The sequence below is a fragment of the Komagataeibacter swingsii genome, assembly GCF_003207895.1.
Lineage (GTDB): Bacteria > Pseudomonadota > Alphaproteobacteria > Acetobacterales > Acetobacteraceae > Komagataeibacter > Komagataeibacter swingsii.
The window spans coordinates 1-15,923 of sequence record NZ_NKUB01000040.1; the positions used below are offsets into that span (position 1 = coordinate 1).

16 protein-coding genes and 1 tRNA gene are annotated in these 15,923 nt (G+C 61.8%); 10 read left to right on the plus strand and 7 right to left on the minus strand.

Annotated features, from left to right (window positions below):
- From CFR76_RS15855 to CFR76_RS15865, 3 genes are all read left to right on the plus strand, one after another.
- Positions 1 to 217, plus strand: a 217-nt coding sequence (locus tag CFR76_RS15855) for a transposase (RefSeq protein ID WP_146222658.1), incomplete at its 5' end; no start/stop codon positions are given.
- A 677-nt stretch (positions 218 to 894) separates the two neighbouring features.
- Complete coding sequence (locus CFR76_RS15860; protein ID WP_244191982.1) at positions 895 to 1,383, plus strand: hypothetical protein; 489 nt, start codon at positions 895 to 897, stop codon at positions 1,381 to 1,383.
- Position 1,384: 1 nt separating this feature from the next.
- Positions 1,385 to 2,185: a hypothetical protein gene (locus CFR76_RS15865; protein WP_244191983.1), complete on the plus strand. Its 801-nt coding sequence runs from the start codon at positions 1,385 to 1,387 to the stop codon at positions 2,183 to 2,185.
- Between the two features lie 280 nt (positions 2,186 to 2,465).
- Here the strand turns inward: CFR76_RS15865 and CFR76_RS15870 are convergent.
- Together CFR76_RS15870 and CFR76_RS15875 are read right to left on the minus strand one after the other, a co-directional pair.
- Positions 2,466 to 2,542, minus strand: a tRNA-Arg gene (locus CFR76_RS15870).
- Between the two features lie 57 nt (positions 2,543 to 2,599).
- On the minus strand, positions 2,600 to 3,718 hold the full coding sequence (locus CFR76_RS15875) for an alpha/beta fold hydrolase (RefSeq protein WP_110557816.1): 1,119 nt from the start codon (positions 3,716 to 3,718) through the stop codon (positions 2,600 to 2,602).
- 38 nt (positions 3,719 to 3,756) lie between these two features.
- On the opposite strand from CFR76_RS15875, the gene CFR76_RS15880 reads away from it, so the two are divergent.
- The 4 genes from CFR76_RS15880 (at position 3,757) to CFR76_RS15895 (ending at position 9,260) form a co-directional block, all read left to right on the plus strand.
- Entirely contained in the window at positions 3,757 to 3,972 is a 216-nt protein-coding gene (locus tag CFR76_RS15880) for a zinc-finger domain-containing protein (RefSeq protein WP_110557817.1), read from the plus strand.
- Between the two features lie 14 nt (positions 3,973 to 3,986).
- Entirely contained in the window at positions 3,987 to 6,761 is a 2,775-nt protein-coding gene (gene polA / locus CFR76_RS15885) for a DNA polymerase I (RefSeq protein ID WP_110557818.1), read from the plus strand.
- Complete coding sequence (locus tag CFR76_RS15890; protein ID WP_110557819.1) at positions 6,761 to 7,390, plus strand: SCO family protein; 630 nt, start codon at positions 6,761 to 6,763, stop codon at positions 7,388 to 7,390. The genes polA and CFR76_RS15890 overlap by 1 nt, the downstream gene beginning before the upstream one ends.
- A 181-nt stretch (positions 7,391 to 7,571) precedes the next feature.
- Positions 7,572 to 9,260 carry an ABC transporter substrate-binding protein gene (locus CFR76_RS15895; protein ID WP_110557820.1) on the plus strand — a complete coding sequence of 563 codons (1,689 nt, stop codon included), beginning with the start codon at positions 7,572 to 7,574 and terminating at the stop codon, positions 9,258 to 9,260.
- A gap of 217 nt (positions 9,261 to 9,477) precedes the next feature.
- On the opposite strand, the gene CFR76_RS15900 is transcribed toward CFR76_RS15895, so the two are convergent.
- Positions 9,478 to 9,927 carry a DUF2501 domain-containing protein gene (locus CFR76_RS15900; RefSeq protein WP_025437246.1) on the minus strand — a complete coding sequence of 150 codons (450 nt, stop codon included), beginning with the start codon at positions 9,925 to 9,927 and terminating at the stop codon, positions 9,478 to 9,480.
- Between the two features lie 384 nt (positions 9,928 to 10,311).
- Between CFR76_RS15900 and CFR76_RS15905 the strand changes: the two genes are divergently transcribed.
- Positions 10,312 to 12,096, plus strand: coding sequence for an ABC transporter ATP-binding protein/permease (locus CFR76_RS15905; protein ID WP_208624021.1), 1,785 nt, complete (start codon positions 10,312 to 10,314; stop codon positions 12,094 to 12,096).
- Here CFR76_RS15905 and CFR76_RS15910 read toward each other — a convergent pair.
- The 4 genes from CFR76_RS15910 to CFR76_RS18750 all read right to left on the minus strand — a co-directional run bounded on the left by CFR76_RS15910 (position 12,065) and on the right by CFR76_RS18750 (position 14,812).
- Positions 12,065 to 12,964 carry a metal ABC transporter solute-binding protein, Zn/Mn family gene (locus CFR76_RS15910; RefSeq protein ID WP_110557824.1) on the minus strand — a complete coding sequence of 300 codons (900 nt, stop codon included), beginning with the start codon at positions 12,962 to 12,964 and terminating at the stop codon, positions 12,065 to 12,067. The two genes, CFR76_RS15905 and CFR76_RS15910, sit on opposite strands and share 32 nt — an antisense overlap.
- Before the next feature lie 122 nt (positions 12,965 to 13,086).
- Positions 13,087 to 13,953 (minus strand): metal ABC transporter permease, encoded by an 867-nt coding sequence (locus tag CFR76_RS15915; RefSeq protein WP_110557822.1) that lies wholly within the window; start codon positions 13,951 to 13,953, stop codon positions 13,087 to 13,089.
- The gene (locus CFR76_RS15920; protein WP_244191985.1) at positions 13,950 to 14,723 is read right to left on the minus strand and encodes a metal ABC transporter ATP-binding protein; all 774 of its coding nucleotides are present in this window, start codon (positions 14,721 to 14,723) and stop codon (positions 13,950 to 13,952) included. Before CFR76_RS15920 ends, CFR76_RS15915 begins: the two co-directional genes overlap by 4 nt.
- Positions 14,687 to 14,812 carry a hypothetical protein gene (locus CFR76_RS18750; RefSeq protein WP_264986378.1) on the minus strand — a complete coding sequence of 42 codons (126 nt, stop codon included), beginning with the start codon at positions 14,810 to 14,812 and terminating at the stop codon, positions 14,687 to 14,689. Before CFR76_RS18750 ends, CFR76_RS15920 begins: the two co-directional genes overlap by 37 nt.
- A gap of 221 nt (positions 14,813 to 15,033) precedes the next feature.
- On the opposite strand from CFR76_RS18750, the gene CFR76_RS15925 reads away from it, so the two are divergent.
- Together CFR76_RS15925 and CFR76_RS15930 are read left to right on the plus strand one after the other, a co-directional pair.
- A complete protein-coding gene (locus CFR76_RS15925) occupies positions 15,034 to 15,609 on the plus strand; it encodes a LysE family translocator (protein ID WP_264986377.1) in 576 nt (191 codons plus the stop codon).
- A gap of 53 nt (positions 15,610 to 15,662) precedes the next feature.
- Positions 15,663 to 15,923 (plus strand): transposase (locus CFR76_RS15930; protein ID WP_146222710.1); only part of this gene is annotated, 261 nt, incomplete at its 3' end.

Sequence of the window (15,923 nt, forward strand, 5' to 3'; positions counted from 1 at the left end):
TGATATTGAGATAGGGCAGAATCATACCAGCCCTGCAAAGGGTTTTGTTCCCGCCGAGAAAAGATGGGTGGTCGAACGCGGCTTTGCATGGTTAGGTGACTACTGGCGTTTGGCTGTGGATAGGGAACGTCTGTTGAAAAACAGCGCAACCTTTGTGCGTATAGCATTCATTCGCCTTATGTTGAGGCGATTGTGCCCGGTCCCTAGTTTATGGTGAATTTTGTTAGGATAGCATTATGTATCCAATGTGGATTTCTTATAAACTTCGTGAAGATAAAGCGGACGATCCAATAAATAAATACTCGGATCGGTATAAAAATTTGATGGCTGCCCTAAAAGTAATGTCTCCAGATTTTTCATGGAGTGAGCCTTCTTCATTTCACGTAATAAACTCCAAATTTGGTATCGAGACGTGTTTAGAGGTTCTAAAAAAGGCCATAAATCCACAAATTGACATAGTAGTATTAGGCGTTTTCTATGAGCATCCTATTTACATTATAGGTCACAATGAAAATGACTCAATTTATAAATTAATAAGTTGTATAAAATATTCTTGACGTATATCGACTGGAACTTTCATTACCCTATATGCAAAATTCATGACAATATTCGCACGAATTGTCATGAATTTCTTTCTTAGATTGACGTACATTCCATTCTCCTTGGGAGCCTACAGGCTCCCTTTTCTTTGTTTCGAGGGTCACTCCTCAAGCCGACGACCGACTTAGAAGCCCTCATTACTGGTTTACCGGCATTTCATGCCCATAACATACTGATATTGCGTGGTTTTTATTTAGAAAGTTACTTATTACGAAACAGTCTCTAACAGCGCGGGGCATCTGCTGAGAACAACGGGCCTGAACAGGACGCGCATTCACAGCGGAGGTGGGCATCATGGTTAGTGTCGCCCTTGCCGGACTGATGGAGTGGGCAAAGTCGGATTGCGCCCCAGCGATCCCGGACCCCTCCGCCCTGCTGGCGCAACTGGATGATCTTGGGTGTCGTGTCGTGCTGGTGGATGGGCAACCGGCCATAAGGGGCAATACCGCCGCCATCACCCCGGACCTTATCAGGATGATGAAGCACAGCCGGGACGGCATCATCCAGATGCTGGAAGCAGCAGAACCATCCCCAGCGCATGAAAATCGTTCGGGCATCCGGCTCGACCCAAAGACCGGCAAGCTGCACCTGTTCGGTTCACCAGACCCGCAATGGCTCAAAGAGCAGGGGTGGGCATGGGACCAGAATCGCCACCGCTTCATGGCTCCCTATCCACACGACCGGGACGACGCCACGCCTGAGCACATGATCGGAGGCGGCCCGCGCCTGCCTGATGACTACCCGCAAATCACCTATGCCCCTGACAGCAATGAGGACGCCTGACATGATCAATCCCAAATATGCCACGGCCCGCGCTGTGCCGACCGTGATGGCTGATCCCACAACACTCGACCCGAAGGCCGTGCGGTGTTTGTGGACGCGGCCTGTCCGGACAGGGATGGTGGATGCAACCTATCTGCCATCTGTGGTGTTCGTGGACGGCACGGAATGCCCGCTTGCCTGTGCGATGGACGGGCTGGCGGCTCGCCAGTTCTGTCAGAAGATTGCCGCTGTCCATGACTGGCCCGTGAAGGATGGCCGCGCACTGGATGAAAGCCGGGAAGTCGCACAGGCCCGCATCATGGCGTCACTGGATGATAACGACCGCAAGACCGTTGATGGCGTGGGCATGGTAAACATGCCTGGCACAGGCAGGATCGCGGCCATGTTCGCGCATGATGCCGGACTGCCCTACGGATTCGCTATGGAGGCCGTAACGCGACGGCTTACGGCGCTGTTTCGCCAGATGGTCATACCAGGGCAGGACACGGATGAGCACAGGCAGGCGGCAATGGATGCAGCCACAGACAAGATGGCTGAACTCTACCGGGGCGAGAAGCCGCAACCGGGCCTGTCTGAACTGGGTACGCACGGCGCTGGCGTGGTGATTGCCGATTACTGCCATGACCGGAACCGGACAGACGATGACTACCAGCGTGCCCTGACAGCAACCCTTGAGGCATTGGGCGATTTGTGGACGGAGCGCGGCATCGGGGAAGTGGAGCGAAACCGCATGACCGATGAAGTGATGGATACCAGCCTGCGCCGCTGGTTTGCCCTCACAGGAAGGGTCGTGGCGGGGTGATGGCAGGCGGGCCGATAACAGAACGACCCACAAAGGAAATCAGGACAGACAAGGGGCTTCCAGAGATGGAGGCCCTTTTTTTATGTGTGTGGGTAACACCCGTACACCGACCTTCTTACTTTGTAGGTCAACCTTTTTCGTTACGATATCAAAATAATCATACACCCCACCCTGCCTGCCAAAGCCATCCAAGCGGCAGTTTTAAGAGGGGTATTAAGGGGGGTAAGCCAAACGAAAGCAGCCTAAAAACGGCTATTTTCTGCTATTTTTTGGAAATTAATGGCGGACTCGAAAGGATTCGAACCTTCGACCTTCGCCTTCGGAGGGCGACGCTCTATCCAGCTGAGCTACGAGTCCACTCCCGCCTGCATACATCGGGATCAGGCCGAATGCCACCCCTGAAATTAGGAAAAATCATTGCGGCGCAGCCCAGTCCATCCACCCTGGTAGAATGGGCAGCGGGGCCGCGCGTCCTTTCTGGTCCGCCATCCATGCCGCCGCCGCCATGTCCCCGCCCGATGGCAGGAAGCTGTCGGGACTGACGATCCAGCTTGTCATGTCCGCCATGACCCGGCCGGCGTCACGGCTGCGCAGCAGCAGGTGGTAACCGCCAGGAATGTAATCATGGCGCGTGTCCCGTGGCATGCGCCGCCACGCCCGCGCCATGGCCGGGGCGGGAATGATCTGGTCATGCCCGCCATAGATCACCAGCACGCGCCCGTGCATGCGCGCATCCACCCGTGCCGCGCGGTGCATGAGGTCGGTCAGCCCGGACAGCGCCAGCGTGCTGGTGTCCCGCAGGGTCAGCGGATCGTAATACAGGCGGGCCAGGGCCAGCATGTCATCGGCCGCCGTGACATGGACGGGCAGTTCACGCCCGCTCAGCCGCCACCGGGGTGCAAGGGCTGCAATCAGGTGCGTGGTCATGCGCGAGCCGGTATCAAGGTCCCATACCGCGGGGGCCAGCAGGATATAACCCGCCACTGGTGGCGTATCGGGCTGCGACGCCAGCACGATGGCCAGCGCGCCCCCCATGCTTTCACCCATGACATACACGGGAATACCGGGATGTTCGCGCCCGATGATGGCCAGAAGGGCAGACGCGGCATGCAGCAGGGCGTCCGTTCCGACCCATCCGCCACGCTGCGCCGTCTGGCCGAAACCGGGCAGGTCGGGGGCAATGACGGTCATGCCCGCCGCATTCAGCGCGGGGGCGGGATGTTCCCATGCATCGCGGCTGTCATTGAAGCCATGCAGCGCAAGGATGACGGCCCGTTCCGCCCCGCGTGCGGGCCAGATCCGCAGCGGCACCGCCCCCACCCCCGCAATCGTGACCGTCCGGTCCGCTGGCACCAGGCGGGCAAGGCCGGGGTGACGCGCCGGGGCGGCCGGGGGCGGGGCCTCATGCGTGGCGCAGGCTGCCAGCATCACAAAAAGCACTGGATAAAGCAGGCGTGACAGGCGAATGTTTGAAAGCACGGCAATCCTGCGTATCATCATGGACAAGCGCATGGTCCGCCCGCGGGCGGACATGCAAACCAAAGCCGGACAACAACCCGAGGCCCGTCAAAATGCAAGCCCTGTCCCACGATCCCGTCCCGCACCCCCGTCTGGGTACGATTGAAACCATCGTTGTCGATTCGCGTACCCTGTCCTGTGACGGGGGGCTTGGCGCGCTGGGGCATCCGCGGGTTTTCCTGCGCATTGGCCATCACCAGACGTTCTGCCCGTACTGCTCGCGGCTGTTCGTGCTCAGCCCCGATGCCCCGGTGGGCACCGGCCACTGACCGCATCCTGATACATGTCCAGCGACAAGCAGGTTCATCTGATCCTGGTGGATGGTTCGGGGTTCATTTTCCGCGCCTTCCACGCACTGCCCCCCATGACCAGCCCCGACGGCACGCCCGTCAATGCGGTGTATGGTTTTTCGAACATGCTGTCGCGCCTGCTGCGCGAACATGCGGGTACCCACCTGGCGGTCATATTCGATGCGGGACGCCATACCTTCCGCAACGAACTGTATGGTGAATACAAGGCCCACCGCCCCGAACCGCCGGAGGACCTGCGCCCGCAGTTCAGCCTTGTGCGCGATGCGACAGCCGCCTTCGGCGTGCCGGCGCTGGAGGAAGCGGGCTGGGAAGCCGATGACCTGATCGCGGCCTACGCCCGCAAGGTGACCGATGCAGGCGGGCAGTGCACCATCTATTCATCCGACAAGGACCTCATGCAGCTCATCCGCCCCGGCGTGATGATGATGGACCCGATCAAGAACCGCCCGATCGGGGTGAAGGAAGTCGAGGCCAAATTCGGGGTCGCGCCCGATAGGGTGGCGCAGGTGCAGGCGCTGATCGGCGACCCGGTGGACAACGTACCCGGCGTGCCGGGCATCGGCCCCAAGACGGCGGCGACGCTTATGGCGGAATATGGCTCGCTGGACGCCATACTGGCTGGCGCCGGGGACATGAAGGCATCCAAGCGGCGCGACAACCTGCTGGCCCATGCCGACATGGCGCGCCTGTCGCTGCAACTGGTGACATTGCGTGAGGACGCACCCTGTCCCGAACCCCTGTCCGACCTTGCGTGCTGCGATGTGGACATGGAGCGCCTGGGCGCGTGGCTGTCGGACATGGGGTTTGCGTCGCTGCTGCAGCGCATGGGGCTTAAGGCGAAGCCGCGCCCGCGTATCTCCGCGCATGTCACACCGGCGGGACTCAGCCAGCCAGCGGCGGAACGCCCCCCCATCCCACCCGAACCCTATGGCCCGTATGAGACGGTGACCGATCCCGAAATGCTGCGGGAATGGGTGGAACAGGCCCGCACCGGCGGGGTCTGCGCGGTGGATACGGAAACCGACGGGCTTGACCCGCTTACGGCCCCGCTGGTCGGCATATCGCTTGCCCCGCAATGTGGCCGCGCATGCTACATCCCGCTCAGCCATCAGGTGGACCTGATGGACAGCCTTGGCACCCCGCAGATGCCGGTGAAAACCGCGCTGGATATCCTTGAACCGCTGTTTGCCGACCCGTCGGTGCTGAAAGTGTTCCAGAACGCCAAATTCGACCTGCTGGTGCTGACACAGGCAGGCAGCGTCCAGCCCGCGCCGATTGATGACACCATGCTGATTTCCTATGCCCAGTCGGCGGGCAAGCATGGGCAGGGGATGGATGAACTCTCCCGCCTGACCCTTGACCACACGCCCATCCCCTATGACGAGGTCACGGGCACGGGTCGCAACCGGGTCGTGTTCTCCAAGGTCGATATCGCGCGCGCCACGCCCTATGCGGCGGAGGACGCGGATGTGACCCTGCGGCTGTGGCAGGTGCTGAAACCCCAGCTTCGCACCAGCCACGCGCTGGCGCTGTATGAGGAAATGGAACGCCCGCTGGTGCCGATCCTGGCGGATATGGAACGCGCAGGCATTGCGGTCGATGCCGATGACCTGCGCGCCATGTCCACCGAATTCGCGCAGCGCATGGGCGTGATCGAGGCCGAGATCCACACGCTGGCCGGGCGCGACTTCAATGTCGGCTCCCCCAAGCAGCTGGGCGAGATCCTGTTCGATGAAATGGGCCTGCCCGGCGGCAAGCGCACCAAGGCGGGCGCGTGGGGCACGGATTCATCGGTGCTGCAGGACCTGGCGGACCAGGGACATGACCTGCCCGCGCGGATTCTGGCCTGGCGGCAACTGGCCAAGCTGAAAAGCACCTATGCCGATGCGCTGCTCAACCAGATCAATCCCGCAACGGGGCGGGTGCATACATCGTTCCAGATGGCGGTGACGACAACGGGCCGCCTGTCATCGAACGATCCCAACCTGCAGAACATCCCCATCCGCACGGAGGAAGGCGGGCGTATCCGCCGGGCCTTTGTCGCGGCCCCCGGGCATGTCCTGGTCTCGGCCGACTATTCCCAGATCGAGCTGCGGCTGCTGGCGGATGTAGCGGATATTCCCGCATTGCGCGAGGCGTTCGCGCTGGGGCAGGACATCCATGCCCGCACGGCGTCCGAAGTGTTCGGCATCCCGATCGAAGGCATGGACCCGCTGACGCGCAGGCGGGCCAAGGCGATCAACTTCGGCATCATCTACGGCATCAGCGCCTTCGGGCTGGGTCGCCAGCTTGGCATTCCACCGGGGGAGGCGCGGGGCTATATCGACGCCTATTTCGCCCGTTATCCCGGCATCCGCGATTACATGGAACGGGTGAAGGCCGAAGCACGGGCGAAGGGATACGTCACCACCCCCTTCGGCCGTCGCTGCTGGGTGCCGGGCATTGGCGACAAGAGCGCCGTGCGCCGCAACTATGCCGAACGCCAGGCCATCAACGCCCCGTTGCAGGGGGGGGCCGCCGACATCATCAAGCGCGCCATGGTGCGAATTCCCGCCGCCCTTTCGAATGCGGGGCTTGACGGACGCATGCTCCTTCAGGTCCATGACGAACTTGTGTTCGAGGTGCGCAAGGATGATGCCGATCGTCTGGCAGCCCTCGTCAGGCAGGTCATGGAATCCGCGGCCACCCTTTCGGTGCCGCTGGTCGTGGAAACCGGGACCGGAACGAATTGGGCGGATGCACACTGATGATGCGAAATGAACGGGACAGGTTCTTTGTTATTGTAGGGCTGGTCATACTGACGGTTTCCTCGATCGCCGGATATTTCGGCTACCGTTATTCCAGCAACGCCCCCGTGCCGCTGACCACTTACGGCAATCCCGTTGGCGGTTCTTTCCGCCTGATCAACGGGGCGGACGGGTCGGTGATGGATACCGATTTCCGCGGGCGGTGGATGATGATCTATTTTGGCGACACCCATTGCCCCGATACGGTCTGTGGCGCGACCATGAAGGCGATGGCCGACGGGGTGGAGGCGCTGGGCCGTGACCGCGCGCATCTGGTGGTGCCCATTTTCATTTCCCTTGATCCCATGCGCGATACGACGGAGGAACTGCGTAAATATGCCCTGCGTTTCGGCACGCATGTCACGGTCATGACGGGATCGCCCAAGATGCTGCAGGCGGTGGCGAAGGAATACCACGCCCCCTATGTCCGCCATGACGGGGAAAATGGCGAATACAGCATGGAACCCGCCACCCAGATCGTGATCATGTCGCCCACCGGGCGGTATGCGGGCAGCCTGCCGTCCACCGCCACGGCGGCGGATGTCACCACGCGCATGACGGAACTCATGAACGCGCCGGGCAAGCACTGAAAGACTATTTGAAAACAACTTGTTGATAAAAGACAATAAAGGTTTTTGGATGCCGCCTTTTTCCAGAAAGGCGGCGTTCCCTGAAGCTTTTTGAAAAAAGCTTCACCAAAAACTTCCCTATGATTGCAAGATGTTCCCGGGCAGACTTTTCAAACAGTCTCTGAAAAAAACAGGACCGCGCATGAAGGCACCATGGCTGGCATCCGGCGCGGCACTTCTCCTCGTGCTGGGGGGGGCATTGCACGGCCTACCAGCCCGTGGCGCTGATGGCACGCAGGGCAGTCCCCACCGGGGGGGCACGTTGCGGCTGACATCGGTCAGTGCCGCCGGGACACTGGACCCGCAGATCAATTACAGCAGTCAGTACATGCAGCTTATGGGGGTCATGTACGATGGCCTGCTGACCTATCCCAAGCTGGAAGGCCCGGCCGGCGCACAGGTGGTGCCCGACCTGGCGCAGGCCATGCCCGAACGGCTGGATGACGGGCGCACATGGGTGTTCACCCTGCGCGACGGCATCCGGTTTTCTGATGGATCGCCCCTGACCGTGGAGGACGTGGCGGCGTCGTTGCGGCGGCTGTTCCGTGTCGGCTCCCCTACGGCGGGGTCGTTTTATGGCGGGATCGTGGGGGCGGATGAATGCCTGCGCGATTCCGCCCGCTGCACGCTGGCCGGGGGGGTGGAAACGGATGGGGCAACCCGGCGCGTCACCATTCACCTGACCGCACCGGATTCCGAATTTCCGCAGAAGATCGCCTTCGGGCATGCGGTGATCCTGCCCGCCAGCATGCCCGCCCATGATCTGGGCGAGGTCGCGGCACCGGCGACGGGACCATATCACATCGTGTCTTCCGTCCCCGACCGGGGCATGCGGCTGGAACGCAATCCCTATTTTCATGAATGGAGCGAGGCCGCACAGCCCGACGGCTATGTCGACGCCATACAGTACGACTACGGCCTGTCGGAAGAAGATGCCGTCACCGCGGTTGAACGGGGGCAGTATGACTGGATGGCGGGGCTGAAGCCGCTGGACCGGCTGGGGGAAATCGGCGCACGTTATACGGCGCAGGTCCATGTCTATCCGCTGTACGGCCTCATGTACATGCCCATGAACGTCAATATCCCGCCCTTTAACGATATACGCGCACGGCAGGCGGTCAATTATGCGCTGGACCGTCGCGCAATGACCATCCTGTATGGCGGGTCGGGCATTGCCGCCCCGCTATGCCGCATGGTGCCGCCCGGCCTTCTGCCCGGTGATGGCCAGTGCGCCTGGACCATGGGGGCGGACCCCGACCACTCTGCCCCGCGCTGGGTGCGCCCCGACATGGCGCGCGCCCGCCAGCTCGTGCGCGAAAGCGGGACTGCGGGGCAGGATGTGACCCTGATCGTCCCGGCCACCGCCACGGATACCAGCATGGGCACCTACCTGCGCGACATGCTGCAGGACATCGGCTATCACGCGCGCCTGCATCCGCTTTCGGCGGCCATGGAACTGGCCTATGCCCAGAACAGCGCCAACCACGTCCAGATCAGCCTGATGGGATGGTATGCGGATTACGTGTCCCCATCCAATTTCGTGGATACGCTGTTTGACTGCGACAATTTCCACCCCGGTTCCGACAGTTCGATCAACATGTCGGGGCTGTGTGATTCCGTGGTCCAGACGCTGGTGGCGCGTATCCGGCACGAACACGACCCGCAGGTGATGCAGGACCTGTGGCGGCAGGTGGATGACCGCATCACCCGGCTGGCCCCCGCCGCCCCCATGATCAGCATAAGCTATGTGGATCTGGTCTCGCCCCGCTTGGGGCACTATTTTTCCACGCGGCTGTATCACATGACGTTTTCACGTGTGTGGGTAAAGTAAGAAGGCGTAAAAACAACGCATTGATAAAAATAAAAGTTTTTGGGCATCGCCTTTTTTTTCAAGAAGGCGATGTTTCTTGAAGCTTTTTAAAAAAAGCTTCACCAAAAACTTCTTTTTTGATTTCAAGCTGACTGTTCAGGCAGCCCGAGGAACGCAAACAGGCATTAAAAAACCCCGCCGGGAAACCCGGCGGGGCGGATACGGGACGTACCCCGGATCAGAGCATGGACTTCGCGCGGGCCTCGACTTTCGCGCAGGCCTGCTTGCGAATGTCGGTCGATGCGTCTTCCAGCGAGATCGGCGCCTTGCCACCCACCTTCAGCAGGCCGGTGGACCCATCGGCATAGGACATGTTGCCCTTCTGGTTGGACGGCACGTCGTTGGTCTTCTTGTTGAACGCGGCCAGTACGGGCCACGCCTCGGACGCGGTCAGGTAATTGGACTGGATGCAGTAGTTCATGATACCGCCCAGGTCGGCGGGCTTTGCCGTGGCCACGGCCGAGTACACCGTCTCGGCGGACAGGGAACCGGGCTTGATCGCCTCGACCTGGTTGGCGACGCCCGCGCCGGTCGGGGGAGAGGTTTCAGCGGCATGGGCCGCAAGTGGCGCGACTGCCATGATTGTGGCGAATGCACCGGCAGACAGGACGCGACTGAACGACACCATATTGATTTTCCTTACACTGTTTATCAGGCGGGGCAAAAAACCCGGCGCCATTTGTAAATCTGTGTGTCAGACATAACACGATGTGGCAGGCTGGTACCCGTGCGGCTGATATGTCTGGCATTCGGCTTTTCGATATATGGTACCCTTGTCCCTTCAGCCCCGCGCCCCATAAACCCCTGTTGTCCGAGGGGAATTCCCCCTGCTGCGCGGCAGGGGCGCGATGCGGGCGCGAACACCGCCATTCGTCAATAAGTCGTGAGGAAGCGGAATGCCGCGCTTTGGCGGCACGGAAACCGGCATACGGGCGCAATGGACATTGAGTCCGCCCGGACTTCGTGGGAATGCTTGGCCATACTTGGCCCTAACCCAGTGCACGGGATCAACATGCAGCATTTGCGCCTTCTTCTGAAAGATGTCTGGTATCTCACCCGTCCCTATTTCACGTCCGAGGACAGGAAATGGGCATGGGGCCTGCTGGCGGCGGTACTGGTCCTGACCTTTTCCATAGTGGGGCTGGACCTGCTGCAATCCTTCTCGCGCAATGCCTATTACACGGCCCTGCAGCAGCGTGATGCAAAGACCTTCCTGCGCGGCCTGTTCTGGTACGTGCATAATGACCAGGGCTTCGTGCCGGGGTTCTTCATCGTCACCATTCCCATGGTGCTGTGCAGTATCTATGCTACGTACCTGCAGCAGATGCTGGGCCTACGCTGGCGGCGGTGGCTGACCCAGCGCATGACGCGGCAGTGGATGGAAAACCAGACCTATTTCCGCATTGCCGTCACCACGTCCGGGCTGGAAGCCGGCGCCGACAACCCCGACCAGCGCATACAGGAAGACCTGAACAGCTTTGTGACCGACACGCTGACGCAGGTCATCAACCTGCTATCCAATATCGTGACCCTGTTCAGTTATGTCGGCCTGCTGTGGGTGCTGTCCGGCCCGCTGGAGGTGCTGGGCATTTCCATACCCGGCTATTTCTTCTGGGCCGCGCTGATCTATTCCGTGCTGGCGACGTGGCTTACGCACCTTGCGGGGCACAAGCTGGCGGGGCTGCAGTTTTTCCAGCAGCGCGCCGAAGCCGATTTCCGCTACAGCCTTGTCCATGTCCGCAACAATGCCGAAGGGATCGCCCTGTACCGGGGCGAGGCGGAGGAACAGGCCGGGCTTAACCGCTCCTTTTCGCGGGTATATAGCAATTTCCTTGTCATAATGCGCCGGACCAAGTGGCTGGGCCTGCTGACGACGGGGCTGGAGGTCGTATCGGGCAACTTCGCGATGTTGATCGGCTCGATCCGGTATTTCGCGGGCAAGATGACGTTCGGCACGCTCATGCAATTGGTCATGGCGTTTTCGCGCGTGCAGGGCGCGCTGGGGTGGCTGTCCACGTCCTATGCGGCACTGACGACATGGCATGCGGAGGTCGCGCGTCTGGCCACCTTCCAGCGGGTCATGGACCGTGCGCAGGCCATGCGTGGCGCGGTGACGGTCGTGCCCGCCCCTGCGGATGCGAACCTGCGGGTCAGCGGGATGGACGTGTTCCGCCCCGATGGCGCGGCCCTGCTGCGCAATGTCGGTTTCACGCTGGAACATGGGCAGATGACGGTGGTGACCGGCCCCTCGGGCACCGGCAAGTCCACGCTGTTCCGCGTGCTGGCGGGGATCTGGCCGTTTGCTACCGGCACCATCACGCAACCCGACGTGGCGATGATGTTCGTCCCGCAGCGGCCCTATGTGCCCACCGGCACGCTGCACCGGGCCATCACCTATCCCGCCGGTGTGGAAGCCTATGCGGAGGCGGACGTGATCGCGGCCCTGCAGCAGGTCGGGCTGGGCCAGCTTGCGCCGCGTATCGAAAGCGAGGAAGCGTGGGGGCAAATCCTTTCGCCGGGTGAACTCCAGCGTCTGGCCTTCGCGCGGATCCTGCTGGCGCGACCGGGCTGGGTGTTCCTGGACGAATCAACATCCAATCTTGACGCGACATCGGAGGCGGCGCTGTACGCGCTGCTGCGCCAGGCATGCCCGGGCATGACGGTTGTCTCCATCACGCACCGGGAATCGGTGGTGGCGATGCATGTCAACCGCGTGGACCTGTCCCCCTTTGCCGTAGCCGCGCCTGAGGGGAGCGGGGGGAGCGTCAGCGCGTCCCCTGCATCGCCGCGACCATAAGGTCGGTATTGTGGCGCATCATGGTGATGTAGTCCGGCGCGGGGCCGCCGGGCGGGGACAGGGCTTCGGCATACAGTTCCCCGCCGGGCCGGGTGCCGGTCGCCCGCGCCACCTGCTGGACCATGCGCGGGTCGGCTGCGTTTTCCATGAAGTAGGTGGTGACGCCTGTCTGGCGGATCTGCCGGATCAGGGCGGCGATATCCCCGGCCGAGGCTTCCGTCTCGGTCGAGAGGCCCTGTGGCGCCATGAAGGTCAGGCCATAGGTCCGGCCGAAATAGCCAAAGGCGTCATGGCTGGTCAGGATGCGCCGGCGTGCGGCCGGTATGGTGGCGATGCGGTCGCGGATATCGCGGTCAAGCGCGCGAAGCTGCGTGACGTAAGCTGCGGCCGAGGCGCGGAAACTGTCGGCATCCGCCGGGTCGATGGCGATCAGGGCGTCCCGGATGTTGTTGGTCCAGATGATGACATTGGGCACGCTGTTCCAGACATGCGGGTCCGTTTCCGCCTGCCGCAGGCCCGGCGGGGTGTAGATGCTGATCCCGTTGGACACGATGACGGGCGTGCCATGGTAACCCGCCGCATGGGCCAGGCGGCTGAACCAGCTTTCCAGTCCCTCGCCACTCATGAACACGATATCGGCCTGGCGTAGCTGGCGGGCGTCATCGGGGGCGGGTTCGAATTCATGCGGGTCGCCATCGGGCGGCACCAGTGACGTGACATGCACATGCGTACCCCCCACATGCGCCACCACATCGGCCAGTACGGTAAAACTGGCCACGGCCTGGACTGTATGGGGCACGGGCGCGGCAGTGGCAGGCATGATGGACAGGACCCCGCAAAGGCCCAGCAGGCAGGACAGGCGGCGCATCGGCGCGAACTCCATTAAAAAGGACTGCTGATGAAAAACAGACGTTCCGGATGCCGCCTTTTTTCAAAAAGGCAGCGTTTTTCGAAGCTTTTTGAAAAAGCTTCACCAAAAACGCTTAATTTTCAGGATGTTTCATGAACATGGCGCCCCGCGCGCAGTCCCGCAGGCGACACGGCAAGGGACAGGATATAAAGCACGCTGCATGTCAGGATGATCGATGGTCCCGCCGCCAGCCGGTAGTGATAGGATACCAGCAGCCCGATCAGCCCCGCCGCCATGCCCGTTGCGGCGGACAGCACCATCATGGGCAGCAGGCGGCGCGTCCATAACCGCGCGGTCGCGGCGGGCACCATCATCATGCCCACCGACATGAGGGTGCCAAGGGCCTCGAACCCCGCCACAAGGTTGATGACCACAAGGAACAGGAAGCCCATGTGATAGATGCCGCCGCGCCCGCCGGTCATGCGCATGAAACCGGGATCAACGCATTCCATGACCAGTGGCCGCCAGATGATGGACAGCAGGGCGATGCTGAGTGTCGTGATGCCCCCCATCAGGCACAGCGCCGATGCGTCAATGCCCAGGATGGTGCCGAACAGCACATGCAGCAGGTCGATGTTCGACCCGCGCGCGGAAACGATCAGCACGCCCAGCGCCAGCGAAGTCAGGTAGAAACTGGCGAAGCTGGCATCCTCGGCAAGCTGGGTCCGCCTGCTGACCAGACCGGCCAGCAGGGCAACACCCAGCCCCGCCACGATCCCGCCGATGCCCATGGCCGTCAGCGACAGGCCACCCGCCAGCAGGAACCCGATGGCGGCGCCCGGCAGGATGGCATGGCTCATCGCATCGCCAATCAGGCTCATACGGCGCAGTTGCAGCATCACCCCGACCGGCCCCGCCCCCATGCCCAGCGTCATGGACGCCACCAGCGCACGGCGCATGAAACCGAAGGACGCAAACGGGTCCCATAATGCGGACAGGATGCTCATGACGGCATGTCCGCCCACCGGTCCCGTGTCCCGCCATAGGCGCGCTGCAGGGTCACAGGTGTCAGGATGTCGGGGGTCCGACCCCATGTGGCCTGCCCGCCATGCAGCAGCACGACATCGGGGAAACAGGTGCGGATCTGGTGGATGTCATGCAGCACGGCAATGATGGTGCGCCCCTGCGCGTGCCATTCACATACCAGTTCCAGCAGGTCCTGGGTCGTGGGCGCATCCAGCGCGGTAAAGGGTTCGTCCAGCACGATGACCCGTGCATCGGTCATCAGCAGCCGGGCGAACAGCAGGCGCTGGAACTGCCCGGCCGAAAGGGCCGCGATCATGCGCTGCGCCTGCCCGCCCAGGTTGACGCGGTGCAATGCACTGGCGGCGCGCAGGCGCACTGTCCGGTCCGCCCGGCCAAACAGACCCGTCTGCTGCCATGCGCCACCCAGCACCATGTCGGTGACACTTATGGGAAAACCCCGGTCGATGATGCGTGCCTGCGGCAGGTAGCCGAAATCACGTGGACCAAGGCCACCGCGCGTGACCGTGCCATGCGCCAGCGGCACCTCGCCCAGTATGGCGCGCAGCAGGGTGGACTTGCCGGTGCCATTGGCGCCTGCGATGGCGGTCATGCTGCCGGGGCGGAAACTGCCGGTCACATGTCGCCATACCACCTGTCCACCCATTGTCGCCCCCGCATCTTCCAGCCGGATCGTGCCGGCAGCCGTGCAAGGGGTCATGGGATGGAGGTGGCCCATGCGATCAGCCCCCATAATACGGCGCATGGCACGGTCATGCAGGCCAGCCGCTGCCACCATGCGCGCGCCATCCATGTCATGGGCAGGGGGGCAGGGTACTCCATGACTGTCCGTTTGTCTTGGTCCGTGGACGGGGGGGAGACAGGAGAGGAAAGCGGCATGGGAACCCAAAGTGTTATAATATAACATATTCTTATATCATCGACTTGCCCACCGTCAAGGGAAGGCGGCATGATGCCACTCCACATCATGGACAGGTGGGCCGGGACAGGTGACGTTTCATACATGGCTGCTGTTTGCCGCCACTGCTTTCGTATTATCCGCCATGCCGGGGCCAAACATGATGCACGTCATGTCAACCAGCACCCGGTATGGATTCCTGCGCAGCGTGAGCGTCATGGCGGGGTGCGTGCTGGCCATTGTGCTGGTGGTCATTGCATCGCTTGCGGGCATGGCGGGGGTGCTGGCGGCATCACCCCGCCTGTTTGCGGTGCTGCGGATGATCGGAGCGGCGTATATGGTGTTTCTGGGTATCCAGGCATGGCGCGCGCGCGATACGGCGGGCGATAGCAGGGCGGATCCGTCTTCCATGCCGACCGTGGCCATGCGGGATCTGTTCCGTGATGGGTTCCTGACCGGGATCAGCAACCCCAAGCTGCTGCTGTTCGCCGCAGCCTTCCTGCCGCAGTTTGTCAATCCGGCAGCGGCACGCATGCCGCAATATGTCACGCTGGTGGCGACATTCGCGATGGTGGAGGTCGCATGCTACCTGGCCTACGCTGGTGGTGGGCGTGTCCTGTCCGTATGGCTGCGTACGCCAAGGGTGCATCGGGTTTTCTGTTTTGTGAGCGGACTCGTGTTCATCGGATTCGGGGCCATGCTGCTGCTGGCGCGCGTCTAGCAGCCTGTCGGGTTGGGTTACCTTGTGAAGAGGTGAAGTTGTAAGGTGGTGTGATGAGCAGCTTCATCCCGTTTGACCGGTCTCAGCCGTATCTTCTGCCGCCTGATCTGAAGTCGTGGCTTCCGGCTGATGATATGGCGCATTTCATTGTAGCCGCCGTTGAGCGGGTTCCGATGAGTGCGTTCTGCGTGCCAGTGTGCACGGGAGGCAAGGCGCAGTATCATCCGCGCCTGATGCTGGCCCTTCTGATCTTCAGCTATGCGAACGGGTTGTTTTCCTCACGCCGGATCGAGCGGGCGACATATCGCGACATC